Source organism: Streptomyces sp. NPDC021224 (assembly GCF_044332905.1).
Lineage (GTDB): Bacteria > Actinomycetota > Actinomycetes > Streptomycetales > Streptomycetaceae > Actinacidiphila.
On record NZ_JBIRPW010000029.1, the window covers coordinates 1 to 17,406 of the forward strand.

Below are 17,406 nucleotides of genomic sequence, written 5' to 3' on the forward strand. Positions count from 1 at the left end.
CGACGCATCCCCGGCGCCTGCGACGGCGAAGGCACCACCGGAGCCACGTACCGCTGCGCCACCAGCCGTGAAACCGCCGCATTCCCCGCCACACCCTGGAGCAGGTGCACCGACGCCCGGCTCAACGGGGCCTCCGGAGCTGGAAGGGGCGCGGGCTCGGGCTCGTGGGCAGGGGCCGGGCGGTTCCCGGTCCGCTCGGCTCCTCCGCGGTCCCCGTGCGCGGTCGACACCATGACCGCCAGGGTCACCTCTGCCCCGTCCCGGTGGGACAGGCGGGAAGGCAAGCCGTTGGGGAAGGGAAAGGTGCCCCGGCGGTTCGACCGTTCGGGCTGCCCTGTCGGTCATCGAGGTCGAGTCGCCGGTACGGCCCAAATCCTGTGCGCCACGGGGGAGGTCGCCGGAGGATTTCCTCCCGTATCTCATGGTCGAGGGGGAGTGGCATGCCGTCGTACCTGTCCCCGGGCGTCTACGTCGAAGAGGTGGAGTCCGGGTCGAGGCCCATCGAGGGGGTCGGGACCGCGGTTGCCGCCTTCATCGGATTCGCGCGCAAGGGGCCGCTGCACGAGCCGACACCGATCAGCAACTGGACGCAGTTCAAGAGTGTGTTCGGCGACTTCGCGGAGGGGGCGTATCTGCCCGGTGCCGTCTACGGCTTCTTCGCGAACGGCGGCGGCATCTGCTACGTCGTCCGGATCGGGGCGCCGGATTCCGCCGCGCAGGACGAGCCGGCCGAGCTGACCGGCGGGGAGGCGGCGCGGGTCGGGCCGTACGAGGTGCGGGCGCTGCCGCAGGTCACCGGGCAGATCACGGTCGAGGTCACGGAGCCCGAGGGCGAGGATCCGCCGCAGGACACGTTCGGGCTGGTCGTCCGGCGGGACGGCGAGGTCGTGGAGACGTACCCGAAGCTGACCACCAAGCGCAGCAAGGACAACGCGGCGACGCAGGTGCGTTCGCGTTCGCAGTTCATCGCGCTGGCCGAGAGCCAGCAGGGCCCGGCGCCGCAGCGGCCGGAGGCGCAGCAGGTGGCGGTGCCGGCGGCGGCGCCGGGGCCGCTGGAGGTGTCGGCGGCGTCCTACACGGGCGACCCGGAGCAGCGGACGGGTGTGGCGGGGCTGGAGGCGGTCGAGGAGGTCACGATGGTGGCCGCGCCGGACCTGATGAGCGCGTACCAGGCGGGGCGGATCGACGGCGAGCAGCTGATCTCGGTGCAGCAGGCGCTCGTGACGCACTGCGAGCTGATGGGCGACCGGGTGGCGATCCTGGACCCGCCGCCCGCGCTGAGCCCGCAGCAGGTGAAGGTGTGGCGGGAGCGTACGGCGGCGTTCGACTCGAAGTACGCGGCGCTGTACTACCCGTGGATCAAGGTCTTCGACCCGTCCGTGGGCCGGGACGGCTTCGTGCCGCCGAGCGGTCACATCGCGGGGGTGTGGGCCCGCAGCGACGAGACGCGCGGGGTGCACAAGGCCCCGGCGAACGAGGTCGTCCGCGGTGCGGTGGCGCTGCAGACGCAGATCACGAAGGGCGAGCACGACCTGCTCAACCCGGCGGGGGTCAACTGCGTGCGGGTCTTCCCGGGGCGCGGCATCCGGGTGTGGGGCGCGCGCACCCTGTCGTCGGACCCGTCGTGGCGCTACCTGAACGTGCGGCGGCTCTTCAACTACCTGGAGGAGTCGATCCTGGGCGGCACCCAGTGGGCGGTCTTCGAGCCGAACGACGACGCGCTGTGGGCCAAGATCCGCCGCACGATCTCCGCCTTCCTGGTCAACGAGTGGCGCAAGGGCGCCCTGTTCGGCCTCACGCCGGACGAGGCCTTCTACGTCAAGTGCGACGCGGAGACCAACCCGCCGGAGGCCATCGACGCGGGGCAGGTCGTGTGCGAGGTGGGCGTGGCCCCGGTCAAACCGGCGGAGTTCGTCGTCTTCCGGCTCGCGCAGATGTCCGCCGGGTCCGGCGCCGTCGACGAGTAGGACGCCGGCGCCGATTCGTAAACCGCCCCAAGTCCCGTAGTCGGAAGCAGCCGGAAGCAGCCGGAAGCAGCCGGAAGGCGATCACAGGAGGCCGGAGTCATGCCGCTGCCCGAACTCGACAGTTCTGTCGGGCACTCGTTCGGATTGGAGTTCGACAGCGTCCTCATCAAGCGGATCACCGAGGTCAGTGGTCTGAAGATGGAGCAGGACGTCATCGAGCTGAAGCAGAACACCGCGGACGGCAAGTACGCGATCAAGAAGCTGCCGGGCCGCCCCAAGGCGGGCGAGGTCACGGTCACCCGCGGTCTCACCGAGGACAACAGCTTCGAGAAGTGGATCAAGGACTCGCGGTTCGGGAAGATGACGAACGCCCGGCGCAACGGGTCGATCATCGTCTACGACTACGAGGGCCTGCCGATCAAGCGCTACAAGCTGATCAACGCCTGGCCCAAGTCCCTGGAGATCAGCACGCTCAAGGCGGGCGACACCTCGGTCCTCACCGAGAAGCTGTCGATCACCTACGAGAGCGTGGAACTCGACTGATGCGCCGGATCACGGCCGCGGCACCGGCCCCGCCATCGGCTTCGGCTTCGGCTTCGCCGGAGGCGGGCCAAGGGGCGGGGCTGCGCACGGAGTTCGCCTTCGAGCTGCCGCGCGGCTACGTGGACGGGTCGGGCGCGGTGCACCGCTCGGGCGTGATGCGGCTGGCGACGGCCCGGGACGAGCTGGTGCCGCTGCGCGACGACCGGGTGCGGGAGAACTCCGCGTATTTGTCGGTGGTGCTGATCTCCCGGGTGGTCGTCCGGATCGGGACGGTCGAGGACGTCCACCCGGGCGTCATCGAGGACCTCTTCGCGTCCGACCTGGCCTTCCTCCAGGACTTCTACCGGCGGATCAACTCCGAGGGCCACACCCGCGCCCGCGTCACCTGCCCGGCCTGTCGGGAGGACTTCGCGGTGGAGCTGTCCGGCGGCGGTGGTCGCCTGGGGGAATCGTGACGTACGCGGCCGACCGCATCCACGAGGAAGTCGCGTACCTCGCCTACCACTTGCACTGGCCGCTCGACCAGATCCTCGATCTGGAGCACGCCGACCGGCTCCGGTACGTCCGGCACGCGGCACAGCTCAGCGGCTGATCGGCGCTGAGCCGGAAGGGAGGGGGACGGGTGGGACTGCTGTCATGGCTCGGCGGCGGGGGCCGGAACCGGCCGCCCGCGCCGTCTGCCGGGCCCGCGGCCCCCGCGACGGGCGGCGGGCAGGCGTGGCGCGACCTGCCGCCGATCCAGCGCACCGCGGGCGACCTCGGCCTGGTCACCGACCCGGGCGGCTTCCGTGCCTCGCTCGGCACCTGGCAGGACGTCTCGCTGTCCCGGCCGCTGGGCCACCTGGTCAGCTCCGAGGCACCCGCCGGGATGCTGTACGACGTCGCGTCCGCCGCCGCCCCCGAACCGCCGTCGGCGGAGGCTCCGGAACCGGGCAACCACACCTGGGAGCGGCCGCGTTCGGGCGGTACGGGCACGCACCCGGCGGTGGCGCTGCAACGCGTTCTGGACGGCGGGCCGTTGACCTCCGCAGCCGCGCCCGGCGAGGAGGCGGCGACCACGGCCGCCGAGCCCGTCACCGTACGGCCGCTCACCCCGCCGGACTCCGGGCCCGCCGCGCAGGAGCCGCCCACCGTACGGGAGTTGCCCGCGCCCCCGCTCGTACCGTCCCCCGGCGCCGGGCCCCCGGCCCCGCCCGCGGTCCAGCGCGCGGCCCGACCGGAGACCCAGTCCGAGGCCCGCCCGCAGGCCCGCCCGGAAACGCGCCCGCCCACCCCGCCCGTGCAGCGCACGACGGAGCCGCCCGCGGCCCGGCCCCACCCGCACCTCGGCATCGGCGAGCCCCTCCCGGGGCTGCCCCCGACCGCCCGCGGGCCCGCCGCCCGCTCCACGCCCGCGTCCGTACGGCCCGGGCCCGCCGCCCCGGAGCCGCTCACGGCGCAGCGTGCACCGCAGGTCCCGGAGGTCGCGCGGGCCCAGCAGCCCCCGCCGGACTCCCCCGCGGACTCCCCCCTGCTCGGCGACGACCCGCTGCTCCCGGCGGCCGGGTCCCCCGCCGAGGAGCCGCAGGAGCCGCCGGTCCCGGTCGGGGTGCAGCGCCTTCCCGCGGACCTGCCCCTGCCGCAGCCGCAGCCCTCCGCCGAGCCCGTGGCGGGGCTGGTCGGCGAACGCCCCGTACCGCTCTTCGCCCGTACCGACGGCCCGGGTACCGCCACGACGCCCGCGCCCGACCCGGAGCGGCCGGTGGTCGCGCGCTGGGCCACCGAGGCACCGGCCGCCCCCGCCCGCCGCCCGGCGGTCCCCGCGGCCCCCTACGTCCAGCGCTCGGCCGCCACCGCACCCGGCGGCGGCCCGAACCCGCCACCGCCCCCGCGTCCCGCACCCGCCGGACGCCCCTGGACGGACGCCGGCGCGGTGGCCGTCGCGGCGGGCGTGGCCCAGCGCGCGGCGGACGGCTCGGTGGTCTTCGCACCCCCCTCCCCGGGCGCCCTCGCCGTCCAGCGGGCCCTCGCCGTCCAGCGCGCGCCCGACCCCGAGCCCCCTCCGTCCACGGCGGAGCCCGAGTTCGCCCCCTCGCCCGTGTCCGACGCCGCCGACTCCGCGGACTCCGCTCCCGACCCGGGCGGGCCCGCGGCCACGACCACGAGCAGGCCCACCGCCCCCGGACAGAAGGCGGACGCGGAGGACGGCGCCGCCCCGCACGTCGACGACGCCCTCGTCCGCGCCCTCTTCCCCCGGCTGAGCCGCCTGCTCAAGGACGAGCTGCGGCGCGACCGCGAACGCGCGGGCTTCCTCATCAACACCCGCCACTGACAAGGCCCTACGGGCAGAAGAAGGAGAAGACGTCATGTCGGTCACCGATGACCCCGCGGTCAGCGTCTGCTTCGTCGTGACCGTCGACGGCATCGAGCTCGGCTCGTTCAACACCTGCGACGGGCTCGGCTGCGAGGTCGTGCTGGAGACGCGCGAGGAGGGCGGCAACAACAGCCTGTCGTGGCAACTGCCCACCCGGCTGCGCTACTCCAACGTCAAGCTCTCCCGGCCGCTGACCCGCGACACCGAGAAGGTCGCCAAGTGGTTCGCGAGCATGACGACGGGCATCAAGCGGCGCACCGCGCACATCGAGGCACGCACCGCGGACGGCCATGTCGTGGCCCAGTGGGGCCTGCTGGAGGTGGTGCCGGTGCGGTGGAGCGGGCCGTCGTTCAGTCCGGAGTCGCCGAAGGTCGCGGTGGAGACGATCGAGATCGCCCACCACGGCTACGTGATGGGGAGCTGAGCCGATGAGCAGTCCGGTGGCGTTCAGCGCGACGGGCACGGGCAGCGTGGCAGGCGCGGCGGGCGGCGCGCGTCCGAAGCTGGAGCACGCCTACCTGGAGCTGCGCACCCCGCCACCGGGCGGCAGCCTGACCCCGGGCCCGGCGTGCGGGCGGATCGACTTCCAGTTCAACCCCAAGGAGCTGAGCCTCACCAAGGCGGCGACCTGGAACCGTACGCCCGCCAAGGGCGCCAAGAGCGCGGGGCCGCCCGAGTACCAGGGGCCGCAGCCCAGCAAGCTCACCGTCGAGATGTTCCTCGACGCGAGCGACACGCACGACACCAGCGTGGTGCGGACGGTCGAGCAGCTCTTCGCGTGCTGCGTGCCGACCGGGCAGACGCGGCAGCAGAAGCGGGCGTCGCCACCGTGGGTGGTCTTCCACTGGGGCGGGCTCACCGGCTTTCCCGGCTACGTCAGCCAGGTGCAGGCCAACTACACGCTCTTCACGACCTCCGGGGTGCCGATCCGGGCGGTCTGCCAGGTCACGATGGAGGAGATCAGCGGCGACACCCCGGGCCAGAACCCGACGTCGGGCGCGCTGCACCCGCACCGCGTGCACAAGGTGAGCAGCGGCGACACGCTCGCCGTGCTGGCGTGGCGCGAGTACGGGGACCCGGCGGCCTGGCGGGTGATCGCCGAGGCCAACGGCATCGACGACCCGATCCGGCTCGCGCACGGCCGGGAGCTGCTGCTGCCCGCCGTCGAGGAGATCGACCGGCTGCGGCAGTCCGGGCACGGCACGTACAACGGCGGTCCCGGCAGCGGCTCCGGCGGGGTGTGAACCGTGGTCGACCAGGGCGTCGCGAAGACGCTGGTGATGGAGTTCGGTGGCCGGCCGCTGCCGCCGGGGCTCGCGGACACGCTCGTCGAGGCGTCGGTGGACGGCAGCCGCACGCTGCCCGGCACCTTCCTGCTGCGCTTCCGCGACCCGGGCCGGGTGCTGCTCGCCAAGGCGGGTGTCGCGGTCGGCACGCCGGTGCGGCTGCGGGCGGCCGCGGGCGGGCCGCCGACCGCGCGACCGCTGCTGACGGGCGCGGTCACAGCACTGGAGCTGGAGATCGACGACGGCGGCACCTTCACGGTGGTGCGCGGCACCGACGAGTCCTACCGGCTCTTCCGCGGCCGCCGGGTCGCGGGCTACCAGAACATGACGCTGTCCGACATCTGCACGCAGGTCGCCCAGCGGGCGGGCCTGCGCCCGGGGTCGATCGACGTGGCGGGGCCGGTGCTGGAGCACGTCGTGCAGCCGAACGTCACCGACTGGGCGTTCCTGCGGGGCCTCGCCGAGCAGGCGGGCGCGCAAGTGTACGTCGAGGACGGGAAGCTCAACGTCACCGCGCCGCCCGGCGCGGGCGGGGCGCCCGCGGTGACCGCGCGGGCCGCGCGCGATCCGCTGGTGCTGGAGATGGGCGACAACCTGCTGCGCTGCCGGGCGTCGGTGTCGGCGGCCGAGCAGGTCACCGAGGTCGAGGTGCGCGGCTGGGACGTGCAGACCAAGCAGCCGCTGGTGGGCCACGCCGACGCCGGGACGTCCGGCACGCTGCGGCTCGGGGTGACCGCCGCGGACGTCACGCGCCCGTTCGGCCCGGCCGGTCTGCTGGTCAGCGACACCGCGTACAGCGACCAGGCGCACGTCGACCAGGCCGCGAAGGCGCTGGCGGCGCGCGTGGCCGGGTCGTTCGCGGAGCTGGACGCGGTGGTGCGCGGCAACCCGGATATCCGCGCGGGCAGCACGGTGACGCTCGCCGGGGTCGGCGCGCCCTTCGAGGGCGGCTACACGGTGACGTCGGTGCGGCACGTCTTCGACCCGGTCAGCGGCTACCAGACCTGGGTCGGTGTGACCGGCGACCAGGACCGTACGCTCTACGGCCTGTCCGGCGACGGCGGCTCCGAGCGGGACGGCCGGTGCTTCGGGCTGGTCAACGCGACCGTCACCGACACCCAGGACCCGCAGGGCCTGGGCCGGGTGAAGGTGCGCTTCCCGTGGCTGTCGGACGACTACACCAGCGACTGGGCGCGCTGCGGCCAGGCCGGTGGCACGGGCGGCGGCGAGGCCTTCATCCCCGAGGTCGGCGAGGAGGTGCTCGCCGGTTTCGAACAGGGCCGCCTCGAAGCGCCGTACGTGCTGTGCGGGCTGTTCAACGGCAAGGACAAGCCCGCGGGGGCGCAGGGCGGCGGCGGGCACGCCGTCGATCCGACGAGCGGCGCCGTCAACCGGCGGGCGCTGGCCTCCCGGGAGGGCAACAAGCTGGAGCTGCTGGACACCGCGGGCGGCCCGCAGGGCGTCCGGCTGGTCACCGGCGACGGCAAGGCGCATCTGACGCTCGACCGGCAGCAGACCGCGATCACCGTGCACAGCGACGGCTCGGTCGCGATCGAGGCGGGCTCGCAGGTGTCGGTGAAGGCCGCGAGCGGGGTCGAACTCGACGCCGGGAAGGGCCGGCTGCGGCTCGCCGGGGATGTCGTCGAGGTCGCGGCGCGCTCCGGCCTCGCGCTCCAGGCGGGCTCGGGCGCGGTGTCGCTCAGCACGGAGGCGGCGGTCTCGGTGCAGGGCCGCCAGGTGACGGTGGACGGCACCGAGCGCACCGACGTCCGCAGCAACGGCTCGCTGTCGGTGACCGCGCCGATGGTCCGTATCAACTGACAAGTGATGGACGACCGACCGACGTCACAGGGGTGAGGGGCGGATGGGAGCAGCGGCCCGGGTGGGCGACGCGACCGGGCACGGCGGGGTGATCGGCGGCCCCGGCGTGGCCTCCGTGCTGATCGGCGGGCGGGCCGCCGCGGTCGTCGGCACCCCGCACACGTGCGGGACGCCGCTGCACCCGCCGTCGGTGGTCCAGGGGCCGGGCAGCACGTCCGTGCTCATCGGCGGGCGGCGCGCCGCCCGGGTCGGCGACACCGCCGGATGCGGCTCGCCCGTCGTCGCGGGCTGCCCGACCGTGCTGATCGGAGGCTGAGCCATGGGGCAGGAGTTCATCGGCGCGGGCTGGGCCTTCCCGCCGCACACCGACGCGACCGGCGGCATCGCGCTGGTCCGCGACGACCGGGAGATCGCCGAGTCGATCCGGCTGATCCTGTCCACCTCGCCGGGCGAACGCCCGATGCGCCCGGAGTTCGGCTGCGCCCTCGGCGACTACGTCTTCGCCCCCGCCGACGCGGGCACCGCGGGCCAACTCGCGTACGAGGTACGGCTCGCGCTCGACCGGTGGGAGCCGCGCATCGACGTCGCCGAGGTCGCCGTGCGCTTCGACGAGGCCGACAAGGGCGTGCTCTACCTGGAGATCGGCTACTCCGTGCGCGGCACGAACGACCCACGCAACCTCGTCTTCCCGTTCTACGTGATCCCGCAGCACCAGGAGGGCGCATGACGCTGCCGGCCCCGAACCTGGACGACCGCACCTTCCAGCAACTGGTCGACCAGGCCAAACAGTTGGTGCAGCGGCGCTGCCCCGAATGGAGCGACCACAACGTCTCCGACCCGGGCGTGACGCTCATCGAGGCCTTCGCCACGATGGTCGACCAGCTCGTCTACCGGCTCAACAGGGTGCCGGAGAAGAACTACCTGGCCTTCCTCGACCTCATCGGCGTGCGGCTCTTCCCGCCGACCGCCGCCCGCGCCGACGTGACGTTCTGGCTGTCGGCGCCGCAGCCCGACACCGTACGCGTACCGGCCGGGACCCAGGTCGCGACCGTGCGCACCGAGACCGAGGAGGCGGTGGTCTTCAGCACCGCCCGCGACCTCGCGGTCGTGCCGTGCGAGCGGGCGTACCTCGCGACCGGCACCGCGGGCGGCGCGGTCACCGACCGCACCGCCGAGCTGCGGCTCGGCCGTGACGTGCCGTGCTTCGGGGCCACCCCGCAGCCCGGCGACTGCCTGTACGTCGGGCTGTCGGCCGCGGTGCCCGGCTGCGCGGTGGTGCTGCGGCTGGACTGCCAGGTGCACGGTGTGGGCGTCGATCCGACCGACCCGCCGCTGCGCTGGGAGGCGCTGTGCGGGGACGAGTGGCTGCCCTGCGAAGTGGACAAGGACGACACCGGCGGCTTCAACAAGGCCGGTGAGGTCGTGCTGCACGTCCCCGAGGGCCACGCGACCGCGGTCCGCGCGGGCGTCACCGCGGGCTGGGTGCGCTGCCGGCTGGTCGCCGCCGGGCAGGGCAGGCCCACGTACGTGGCCCCGCCGACCGTACGGCAGGCGGGCGCGTTCACGATCGGCGGCACGGTGGAGGCGCTGCACGCCGAGAGCGTCGCCGCGGAAGTGCTGGGCGCGGCCGAGGGGTTGCCGGGGCAGACCTTCCACGTCGCCCGGCCGCCGGTCGAGCCGACCGGGGCGCCCTTCGTCGTCGAGGTCGCCGAGGGCGACGGCTGGGCGCGCTGGCAGCAGGTCGACGACTTCGCCCATTCCACCTGGTCCGACCGGCACTTCACCCTCGACCCCGGCTCCGGACGGGTCGACTTCGGCCCGGCCGTGCACCAACCGGACGGCACGGTGCGGCTGTTCGGGGCGGTGCCGCCCAAGGACGCGACGGTACGGGTGCGCGGCTACCGCACCGGCGGCGGGCGGCGCGGCAACGTCTCGCGCGGGGCGCTGCGGATCCTGCGCAGCTCCGTGCCCTTCGTCGCCCGGGTCGAGAACCGCCGGGCGGCGGTCGGCGGGGTGGACGGCGAGACCGTCGGCAACGCCCGGGTGCGCGGGCCGCTCACCCTGCGCACGCTGCACCGCGCGGTCGTCGCCGAGGACTACGAACGGCTCGCCCGCGAGGTCGCCCCCGGCGTCGCCCGGGTGCGGTGCCTGTCCGCGGCTGCCTCCGGCGAGGACCCGGCCGAAGCGGCGGGCGGGGTACGGCTGCTGGTCGTCCCGGCGGGGCGCGGCGACGCGCAGGGCCGCATCGACTTCCGCGAACTGGAGCCGCCCACCGACATGCTCTCCGGGATCGCCTCCTACCTGCACGACCGCTGCCCGGTCGGCACCCGGCTCAACGTCGAACCGCCCTTCTACCAGGGGATGACGGTGGCCGCGCGGGTGCAGGCGGTGCCGGGCACGCCCACCGGGCCGCTGCGGGACACCGCGCTCGCCGCGCTCTACCACCACTTCAGCCCGCTCACGGGCGGACCCGACGACCAGGGCTGGCCGTTCGGGCGGCCCATCCACGCCGGGGAGGTCTTCGCGGTGCTCCAGCGCGTGCCGGGCGTCGAACTCGTCGAGGACGTCAAGCTCTTCCCCGCCGATCCGTACACCGGCGAGCGCACCGATCCCGTCGACCGGCTCGAACTCGCCCCCAACTCGCTGGTGTTCAGCTACAGCCACGACGTCCAGGTGCAGGTGAGATGACATGCGCTCGGCCATCCCCGGGCTGCCCAGCCCGCACCCGCTCATCGACCGGCTCCCGGCCGTCTACCAGGAACAGGACTTCCTGCACCGCTTCCTGGCCGCGCTCGACGAGGTCGTCGCCCCCGACCTGCTCGTCCTCGACAACCTCGCCGCCCACCTCAGCAGCGGCACCGCCCCCGCCGACTTCCTGCTGTGGCTCGGCCAGTGGGCCGCCGTCCAGCAGGACCAGGAGCGCCCCGAGGCACTGCGCCGCGAGGTCATCGCCGCGGCCGTGGGCCAGCACCGTATCCGCGGCACCCGCCGCGGCCTGGTCCAGGCGATCCGCCGGGCGACCGGCACGGAGCCGGAGATCCGGGAGAACGGCGGCACCGCCTGGTCCCCGCGCCCCGGCACCGCCCTGCCGGGCACACCCGGCGCCCGGGTGACGGTACGGCTGCGGGTCGCCGACCCCGCGCGGATCGACCGGGCCGCGCTGGACAAGCTCGTCGCCTCGGAAGTGCCCGCGCACGTCACGTACCGCGTCGAGATCCTCCCCCGCGACTCCGCCGGGGAGCCGTCATGATCTGCCCCACCTGCCACCACGACAACCCGCCGGGTGCCCGCTTCTGCGCCGCCTGCCAGGCCTTCCTCGCCTGGGACCCGCCCCCGGACTCCCCGGACCCGCAGCCTCCGGGGGCCGACCCCGACTCCCGCAGGCAGCCACCCCCGCAGGGGTACGGCCCCGCGCCCGCGCCGCAGCCCGCGCCGCCGTCCGCGCCGCCGTCCCAGGAGTACGGCCTCACGCCCGAGCCGCGCCCGGACTCCCGCCGCCGGCCGGGTCCCGTCCCGCAACCGCCGACCCCGCCGGCCCCCCCGACCACTCCGTCCCCGGCCCCGCCCGGTCCGCCCTCCCCGGGGTACGGGCCTCCGCCCGCGCAGCCGCCGCGGAGCGGGCAGGGGTTCGGGCCCGCGCCTCGGCCGTACGAGGCCGTGCCGCCACCCGTACCGCCCGCGCCGCAGGCGCAGCCCCAGCCTCAGCCCCGGCCACAACCGCCCGTGCCCGCCGCCCCCGTCGCGCCGCGGGCGTCCGTGGAGGGGCCGGTCGGTGCGGGGACGCTCGCGGGGCAGCCCGCCGCCGTACCGCTGCCGCCGCCCGATCCGCGCAGCGGGCCCCTCGTGCCGGACGCGGCGGCGGCGCGGCGGCCCGGGGAGCGGACGGACCGGCCGCAGCCCGTGACCGGGTTCTTCGACGTCGGCGCGGAGCAGCCCGCCGCCGAGGCCGCGCGGCTGCCGGACCGGCCGTGCCCGACCTGCGGGACCGCCAACCCGGCGAACCGGCATCTGTGCGCGCGGTGCGGCGCGGTGCTCGACCCGCAGGCCCCGCCCGCGGCCGCGCCCGCGCCCGTCCCCGAGGCGCCGACGCCCTGGTGGCGGCGGCTGCTGCGGCGGCCGGAGCGCGCGGTCGCCGCGGGGTACCGGCCGCCGACCCGCACCCGCCGCAGGCTGCCCCCGCGTGCGGTGTGGCCCGCGGTGGCGGTGGTGCTGGCCCTCGTGGGCTGGCTGGTCCGCGGCCAGATCTCCGACCTGGTCTCGAACGTCCGGGACCGCTCGGCGAAGCCCGCCCCGCTGCACCCGAACACCGCGACGGCGTCCTCCGCGGATCCCGCGCACCCGGCGGGCATGGCCTTCGACGGCTACGCCAACCGCTACTGGGCGCCCTCCGCCCCCGGCACGGGTGTCGGCCAGTACGTGGAGGCCGGGTTCCCGCACCCCGTGCACCTGGTGACGATCCTGGTCACCCCGGGCTGCTCGACGGACGACGGCACCTTCCTCACGCAGGCCCGCCCCGCCAGGATCACCCTGACCTTCTACGACACCGCGGGCCACCCGACCGCACACACCGTCACGCTGCACGACCAGGCGGGTCCGCAGACCTTCGACGTCCACGCGTCCGATGTCGCACGCGTCCGGCTCACCACCGACGCCAGCTACGGCGCGACCGACGGCCACCGGCTGGCCGTCGCGGAGGTGGAGTTCTTCGGACGCCAGTGAGCGGAAGGGCCGCGGGCCGCCGGGCCCGCGGCCCCGCGGGCTCATCCGCGCACGTCCGCCCGCGGGCTGATGACGATCCGGCCGCGTACCCCGCCCTCGGCCATGCGGCGGTGGGCGTCGGCGGCCCGGTCGAGGCCGACGACGTCGTGGACGCGGACGGGCAGTTGGCCGCTCGCGGCGCGGGCGAGCAGCCCGGCCAGCCGGGGGCCGTCGGCCACCGTCTCCACCGCGGTCATGGTGATCCCGCGCTCGGCGGGCGGTGCGAGGTTCGGCCGCATACCGACGAACGCGCCGCCGTCGCGGACCAGCGGTACGGCCTTGTCCTGGAGCGCGGCGGCGTCGGCGACCGCGTCCCATCCGGAGCCGGGCTCCGCGGTGAAGGCGGCGCCCAGGCCGCGGACGAACTCCTCGTCGCCCTCGCGCGCCAGCCCGGTCACCTGCCAGCCGCGCTCCCGCGCGAGCACGCTGACGTACGCGCCGACGATGCCCGCCGCGCCGGTCACCAGCAGGCGCGCGCGGCCCGCGGGGGCGTCCCCGAGCAGGTCGACGACCTGCGCCGCGGCCAGGGCGTTGAGCGGCACCGCGGCGGCCGCGGTCAGGTCGAGCGTGTCGGGGACGACGGCGACGTCGGCGGCCGCGACGACGATCTCCTCCGCGTAGGTGCCGTAGTCGCGGTCGAAGCCGGTGACGAGGCCGGCCACCCGGGTGCCGACGGCCGGTCCGTCCACGGGGTCGACATCCGGGCCCACGGCGGTGACGGTGCCGGAGAAGTCCCAGCCGAGGCCGGTGTGTTCGGGCTGGTGGATCAGGCCGAGCGAGTGGAAGAAGCCGCCCGCGACGCCCAGGTCCACGGGGTTGACGGTCGCCCCCGCGACGGCGACCCGCACCTGGCCGGGGCCGGGTTCGGCCCGCGGTACCTCGATGATCTCGATCGAGTCGGGCCCTGCGGGCTCGCGGACGACGGCGGTGCGGAAAGTGGTCACGCTCATGGTGCGGCTCCTCGGATGTGGTGCGATCAGCTCGTGCTTCATCCTGGGTGGGTTACTCTCCACGGGGAAGTGGGCACTTCAAAGTGCGTACCGAGGCAGGAAGGAGCCGCCGATGCCGTCGCGGACCACACTGGAGGAAAGGGCCCACGCCAGGGCCTCCTACGACGCCTTTCTCGCGGCGTGCCCGAGCCGCCGGCTGCTCGACCGGCTCTCCGACAAGTGGGTCGCGCTCGTCCTGGCCGCCCTCGGCAGCGACGGCCCGCACCGCCCGGGGGTCGAGCACGGCGACGGGCCGCGGGCCATGCGGTATTCCGAGCTGTCGCGCCGGCTCTCCGGCGTCAGCCAGAAGATGCTGACCCAGACGCTGCGCTCGCTGGAGCGGGACGGCCTGATCACCCGCACCGTCACCCCGTCGGTCCCGGTCGCGGTCAGCTACGAACTGACGGCGCTCGGCCTCTCGCTGCACCATGTCGTGGGCGCGCTCAAGAACTGGGCGGAAATGCACATGGACGAGGTCCAGGCGAACCGCGACGCATATGACGAGGCGCCGGACGGGCGGTGATCCGCGCCGGTGATCGTTTTTCCGTGACCGGTCACGGAAAAACGATCACCGGCGCCCGGAGCATATGTCGCGGGCTTTCAGATCAGGCCCTGCCGCATCGCGTACGCGACCGCCTGCGAACGGGTCCGCAGATTCAGCCGGGTCATCACCGAGTGCAGAATGTTCTTGATCGTGCGGTCGGAATATGCGAGCTTCAGGGCGATATCCGCGGTGCTGCACCCCTCGGCGACGAGCCGCAGCACCTCGATCTCCCGTTCGTTGAGCCGGCTGAGATTCAATCCATGCACATTTGTTCGGTCTCCCTGGAAGCGGCCGACCTGTACCAGCAGTCCGCCCAGCAGGTCCGCGGGCACGTACCCCTCGCCGCGGGCGACCGCGCCGATGACCTCGACGAGCTTCGCGGGCGAGGCCTCGGAACGGCGGATGACCCCGATGAATCCGCACTCCGCGGCCTTGACCAGCTGATTCTCGTCGATGAGGGTCACCACGAGCACTCCGCGCGGGCTCCCCGCCCGGTGGATCTGCCGCAGCATGCCGAGCACCTCGTCGTCCACCGCGTCGACGACCGCCACGACGACGGACGCGGCCTCCGGATCCCGGTCGAGCAGGCGGACCTCCGGCCGCAGCCGCAATTGGCTCGCCACTCCGGCCTGCGAGATCGGATCCCAGGCCCGAAGATCGACCGCGATGCGGTCGACACTCATTTCCTTCACAGTCCCTCCCCCTTTCGTGCACAGGTCTCAAACCCCTGACGTGCACTGTCGGCATCTGGAGTTCCCGTTCTGTCATCCCGCTATTCCCCGGAGCAACACACGATGACTCAAAGCGAACCCATTCCTGCCCGAAAGACTTCCTGCACGGCCCCTCCGGAAGGAAAACTTCCGCTCCTACGGTGACGCGTATGAGTATTTCGGCGAGCTTCGACGAGGGTGCCGTCGCCGTGGAGCCCGGCGGCGACGTGGCGCTGCTGGTTCAGGTGGCCAATTCCGGCACCACCGTGGAGGAGCTGCGCCTCGAACCCGTCGGCCCGTGCGCCGCGTGGACCACGGTGGAGCCCGAGCGGCTGTCGCTCTACCCGGGCGCCTCGGGCAGCGCGCAGGTGCACGTCCGTCCGCCGCGGGCGCCCGGCACCGCCCCCGGCACCACGACGCTGGGCCTGCGGCTGGTGCCGACGAGCGACGCGAACCTGCCGGTCGTGGCCGAACGGCCGCTGGACGTCCTGCCGTTCACCGACGTCTCCGCCGAACTGGTGCCGCGCGCCTCGCAGAGCGCGTGGCGCGGCCGCCACGAGGCCGCGATCGACAACCGCGGCAACACACCGCTGACCGTCGCGCTGGCCGCCCAGGGCATGGGCGAGCGCGTGAAGTTCGTGCTGGAGCCCGCCGAACTCACCATCCCCTGCGGCGAGACGAAGCTGTCGCGGCTGGGCGCCCGCCCCGTACGGCGGATCTGGCGCGGCGCGCCCGCGACGCACTCCTTCCAGGTCCTGATCACGCCCGAGCCCGACCCGGACGGCACCCCGCGCCCGCCCGCCGTCCTGGACGGCACCTACGAGCAGCAGGCGATCCTGCCGCGCTGGCTGCCCCGCGCGATCATCACCACGGTGCTCCTCGCGGGCGTCCTCGTGGGCCTGTGGTACGGGCTGCTGCGCCCGACCGTACGGTCCGCGGCGCGCGACGCCATCACGCCCGAGTCGATCGCGAGCGCCGCGTCCGTCTCCCCGGGGACGACCGCGGGCAGCACCTCGGGGACGACGGCCGGGTCCACCGCGGGCAGCACCTCCGGGGCGACGGCGGGCACCGGCGCGACGGCCGGCACCGGCACGACCGCCCCCGCGGCGACCGCGGGCGGCACCTCCGCGGGCGCCGGCGGCACGGCGGGCAGCTCGGGCGGCCCCGGCACCGGCCCCGGGTCGGGCGTCGCGGCCGGGACGCCGACCACCGCCCACATCAGCGTCAAGGACGCGGTCGGCGGGGGCACCAAGTCCGCCTCGTACACCGTCCCGGGCGGCAAGAACTTCAACGTCACCGATGTCGTGGTGCAGAACCCGCAGGGCGACGCGGGCACCCTCGTGGTCGCCACCCCGGACGGGCAGCTGCTCAGCCTGGCACTGGAGGACTTCCGGGCCCCCGACTACCACTTCGTCACGCCGATCGTCGTCCCGGCGGGCGGCAAGATCACCCTGACCGTCGACTGCCGCGAGGTCGGCCGCCCGGTCAAGGCGCCCGCCCCGTCGCAGTGCGCGGAATCCCTGCTGCTGGGCGGCACCCTCCAGACCCTCACCGGCTGACCGTCCGCCCAGGACCCGCACCACCCCGTACGACACCCTCCGGGAGGAGCCCGGCATGCGAGCGCACGACCACGGCCCGGACCACGACCACGACGGCGGCCACCGGCAGGACGCGGACGCCGACGCCCGGCAGGACGCCCTGCCCCATCTGCTCCGGGCCGCGGCGACGGGCCGTACCGACGTGGTCGGCGCCGCGGGATTCGGCGTGCTCCAGCGGCTCGTCGGCAACAGCGGGGTGGGCGCGGTGCTGCAACGCGAGCGGCGGCACGACGACGAGGACCACACGGAGGCGCCCGCGGCCGAGGCCCCGCCCCGGTCGTCCGTGCACGACGTCGTCGGCGGTGGGGGCGGCGAGCCGCTGGACGCCGGGACGCGCACCGACATGGAGTCCCGGCTCGGCGCGGACTTCGGCGACGTCCGCGTGCACACCGGCTCCGACGCGCACGCCTCGGCGTCCGAGGTCGGCGCCCGCGCCTACACCGTCGGCAACGACATCGTCTTCCAGCGCGACGCCTACGACACCGCCTCCGACACCGGCCGCACCACGCTCGCCCACGAACTGACGCACGTCATGCAGCAGCGGCAGGGCCCCGTGGACGGCACCGAGACCGCGGGCGGGATCCGCGTCAGCGACCCCTCCGACCGCTTCGAGCGGGAGGCGTCGGCCAACGCCGAACGCGTCATGGCCGCGCCCTCCCCCGCCGAGCCCTCCCCCGCCGCCGCCGAGCCCGCACCGGCCGCGGCCCCCGCCGTGCCCGCGGGCGCTGCCGTCCAGCGCGAGGAGGAGGACGCGGGCGCGTCCGTCCAGCGGGCGCCGGAGAAGGACAAGGAGGACGACGAGGAAGAGGCGCCGCCCGAAAGCTGACGCCTCTCCCT

The 17,406-nt window shown here is 74.7% G+C and carries 18 protein-coding genes; 16 read left to right on the top strand and 2 right to left on the bottom strand.

What is annotated here, in order from left to right; genetic code table 11:
* Positions 1 to 440 precede the first annotated feature (440 nt).
* The 13 genes from ACH4PY_RS36320 (at position 441) to ACH4PY_RS36380 (ending at position 12,689) form a co-directional block, all read left to right on the top strand.
* The gene (locus ACH4PY_RS36320; RefSeq protein WP_398192790.1) at positions 441 to 1,967 is read left to right on the top strand and encodes a phage tail sheath family protein; all 1,527 of its coding nucleotides are present in this window, start codon (positions 441 to 443) and stop codon (positions 1,965 to 1,967) included.
* A gap of 99 nt (positions 1,968 to 2,066) precedes the next feature.
* Positions 2,067 to 2,510: a phage tail protein gene (locus ACH4PY_RS36325; protein ID WP_398192791.1), complete on the top strand. Its 444-nt coding sequence runs from the start codon at positions 2,067 to 2,069 to the stop codon at positions 2,508 to 2,510.
* Entirely contained in the window at positions 2,510 to 2,965 is a 456-nt protein-coding gene (locus ACH4PY_RS36330; RefSeq protein WP_398192792.1) for a hypothetical protein, read from the top strand. The genes ACH4PY_RS36325 and ACH4PY_RS36330 overlap by 1 nt, the downstream gene beginning before the upstream one ends.
* Positions 2,962 to 3,102, top strand: coding sequence for a DUF6760 family protein (locus tag ACH4PY_RS36335; protein WP_199923532.1), 141 nt, complete (start codon positions 2,962 to 2,964; stop codon positions 3,100 to 3,102). The genes ACH4PY_RS36330 and ACH4PY_RS36335 overlap by 4 nt, the downstream gene beginning before the upstream one ends.
* Positions 3,103 to 3,132: 30 nt before the next feature.
* A complete protein-coding gene (locus ACH4PY_RS36340) occupies positions 3,133 to 4,821 on the top strand; it encodes a hypothetical protein (RefSeq protein WP_398192793.1) in 1,689 nt (562 codons plus the stop codon).
* A 34-nt stretch (positions 4,822 to 4,855) separates the two neighbouring features.
* Positions 4,856 to 5,287, top strand: coding sequence for a phage tail protein (locus ACH4PY_RS36345; RefSeq protein ID WP_031525793.1), 432 nt, complete (start codon positions 4,856 to 4,858; stop codon positions 5,285 to 5,287).
* A gap of 4 nt (positions 5,288 to 5,291) precedes the next feature.
* Positions 5,292 to 6,107, top strand: coding sequence for a peptidase M23 (locus ACH4PY_RS36350; protein WP_398192794.1), 816 nt, complete (start codon positions 5,292 to 5,294; stop codon positions 6,105 to 6,107).
* A 3-nt stretch (positions 6,108 to 6,110) separates the two neighbouring features.
* Positions 6,111 to 7,970 carry a VgrG-related protein gene (locus tag ACH4PY_RS36355; protein WP_398192795.1) on the top strand — a complete coding sequence of 620 codons (1,860 nt, stop codon included), beginning with the start codon at positions 6,111 to 6,113 and terminating at the stop codon, positions 7,968 to 7,970.
* Between the two features lie 43 nt (positions 7,971 to 8,013).
* Entirely contained in the window at positions 8,014 to 8,286 is a 273-nt protein-coding gene (locus ACH4PY_RS36360) for a PAAR domain-containing protein (RefSeq protein ID WP_398192796.1), read from the top strand.
* A 3-nt stretch (positions 8,287 to 8,289) separates the two neighbouring features.
* Complete coding sequence (locus ACH4PY_RS36365) at positions 8,290 to 8,697, top strand: GPW/gp25 family protein (protein WP_398192797.1); 408 nt, start codon at positions 8,290 to 8,292, stop codon at positions 8,695 to 8,697.
* Positions 8,694 to 10,658 carry a putative baseplate assembly protein gene (locus ACH4PY_RS36370; RefSeq protein WP_398192798.1) on the top strand — a complete coding sequence of 655 codons (1,965 nt, stop codon included), beginning with the start codon at positions 8,694 to 8,696 and terminating at the stop codon, positions 10,656 to 10,658. Before ACH4PY_RS36365 ends, ACH4PY_RS36370 begins: the two co-directional genes overlap by 4 nt.
* Before the next feature lies 1 nt (position 10,659).
* Positions 10,660 to 11,220, top strand: a complete 561-nt coding sequence (locus ACH4PY_RS36375) for a phage tail protein (protein WP_398192799.1) — start codon at positions 10,660 to 10,662, stop codon at positions 11,218 to 11,220.
* Positions 11,221 to 11,693: 473 nt separating this feature from the next.
* Positions 11,694 to 12,689 carry an NADase-type glycan-binding domain-containing protein gene (locus ACH4PY_RS36380; RefSeq protein ID WP_398192800.1) on the top strand — a complete coding sequence of 332 codons (996 nt, stop codon included), beginning with the start codon at positions 11,694 to 11,696 and terminating at the stop codon, positions 12,687 to 12,689.
* Positions 12,690 to 12,730: 41 nt separating this feature from the next.
* Here the strand turns inward: ACH4PY_RS36380 and ACH4PY_RS36385 are convergent, their stop codons facing one another.
* Positions 12,731 to 13,678: an NADP-dependent oxidoreductase gene (locus ACH4PY_RS36385; RefSeq protein ID WP_398192801.1), complete on the bottom strand. Its 948-nt coding sequence runs from the start codon at positions 13,676 to 13,678 to the stop codon at positions 12,731 to 12,733.
* 112 nt (positions 13,679 to 13,790) lie between these two features.
* Here ACH4PY_RS36385 and ACH4PY_RS36390 point away from each other — a divergent pair, with 112 nt between their 5' ends.
* Positions 13,791 to 14,240 carry a winged helix-turn-helix transcriptional regulator gene (locus tag ACH4PY_RS36390; protein ID WP_398192802.1) on the top strand — a complete coding sequence of 150 codons (450 nt, stop codon included), beginning with the start codon at positions 13,791 to 13,793 and terminating at the stop codon, positions 14,238 to 14,240.
* Positions 14,241 to 14,317: 77 nt separating this feature from the next.
* On the opposite strand, the gene ACH4PY_RS36395 is transcribed toward ACH4PY_RS36390, so the two are convergent.
* Positions 14,318 to 14,944, bottom strand: a complete 627-nt coding sequence (locus tag ACH4PY_RS36395) for a response regulator transcription factor (RefSeq protein WP_398192803.1) — start codon at positions 14,942 to 14,944, stop codon at positions 14,318 to 14,320.
* 197 nt (positions 14,945 to 15,141) lie between these two features.
* Between ACH4PY_RS36395 and ACH4PY_RS36400 the strand changes: the two genes are divergently transcribed.
* Positions 15,142 to 16,530: a hypothetical protein gene (locus ACH4PY_RS36400; protein WP_398192804.1), complete on the top strand. Its 1,389-nt coding sequence runs from the start codon at positions 15,142 to 15,144 to the stop codon at positions 16,528 to 16,530.
* Positions 16,531 to 16,585: 55 nt separating this feature from the next.
* Complete coding sequence (locus ACH4PY_RS36405; RefSeq protein ID WP_398192805.1) at positions 16,586 to 17,395, top strand: DUF4157 domain-containing protein; 810 nt, start codon at positions 16,586 to 16,588, stop codon at positions 17,393 to 17,395.
* The last annotated feature ends 11 nt before the right edge of the window (positions 17,396 to 17,406 follow it).

Bases quoted from the DNA above. Each gene is read 5' to 3' on its own strand.
- ACH4PY_RS36320 (WP_398192790.1), top strand. From the start codon at position 441: ATGCCGTCGTACCTGTCCCCGGGCGTCTACGTCGAAGAGGTGGAGTCC.
- ACH4PY_RS36325 (WP_398192791.1), top strand. From the start codon at position 2,067: ATGCCGCTGCCCGAACTCGACAGTTCTGTCGGGCACTCGTTCGGATTG.
- ACH4PY_RS36330 (WP_398192792.1), top strand. From the start codon at position 2,510: ATGCGCCGGATCACGGCCGCGGCACCGGCCCCGCCATCGGCTTCGGCT.
- ACH4PY_RS36345 (WP_031525793.1), top strand. From the start codon at position 4,856: ATGTCGGTCACCGATGACCCCGCGGTCAGCGTCTGCTTCGTCGTGACC.
- ACH4PY_RS36350 (WP_398192794.1), top strand. From the start codon at position 5,292: ATGAGCAGTCCGGTGGCGTTCAGCGCGACGGGCACGGGCAGCGTGGCA.
- ACH4PY_RS36360 (WP_398192796.1), top strand. From the start codon at position 8,014: ATGGGAGCAGCGGCCCGGGTGGGCGACGCGACCGGGCACGGCGGGGTG.
- ACH4PY_RS36365 (WP_398192797.1), top strand. From the start codon at position 8,290: ATGGGGCAGGAGTTCATCGGCGCGGGCTGGGCCTTCCCGCCGCACACC.
- ACH4PY_RS36370 (WP_398192798.1), top strand. From the start codon at position 8,694: ATGACGCTGCCGGCCCCGAACCTGGACGACCGCACCTTCCAGCAACTG.
- ACH4PY_RS36375 (WP_398192799.1), top strand. From the start codon at position 10,660: ATGCGCTCGGCCATCCCCGGGCTGCCCAGCCCGCACCCGCTCATCGAC.
- ACH4PY_RS36385 (WP_398192801.1), bottom strand. From the start codon at position 13,678: ATGAGCGTGACCACTTTCCGCACCGCCGTCGTCCGCGAGCCCGCAGGG.
- ACH4PY_RS36390 (WP_398192802.1), top strand. From the start codon at position 13,791: ATGCCGTCGCGGACCACACTGGAGGAAAGGGCCCACGCCAGGGCCTCC.
- ACH4PY_RS36395 (WP_398192803.1), bottom strand. From the start codon at position 14,944: ATGAGTGTCGACCGCATCGCGGTCGATCTTCGGGCCTGGGATCCGATC.
- ACH4PY_RS36400 (WP_398192804.1), top strand. From the start codon at position 15,142: ATGAGTATTTCGGCGAGCTTCGACGAGGGTGCCGTCGCCGTGGAGCCC.
- ACH4PY_RS36405 (WP_398192805.1), top strand. From the start codon at position 16,586: ATGCGAGCGCACGACCACGGCCCGGACCACGACCACGACGGCGGCCAC.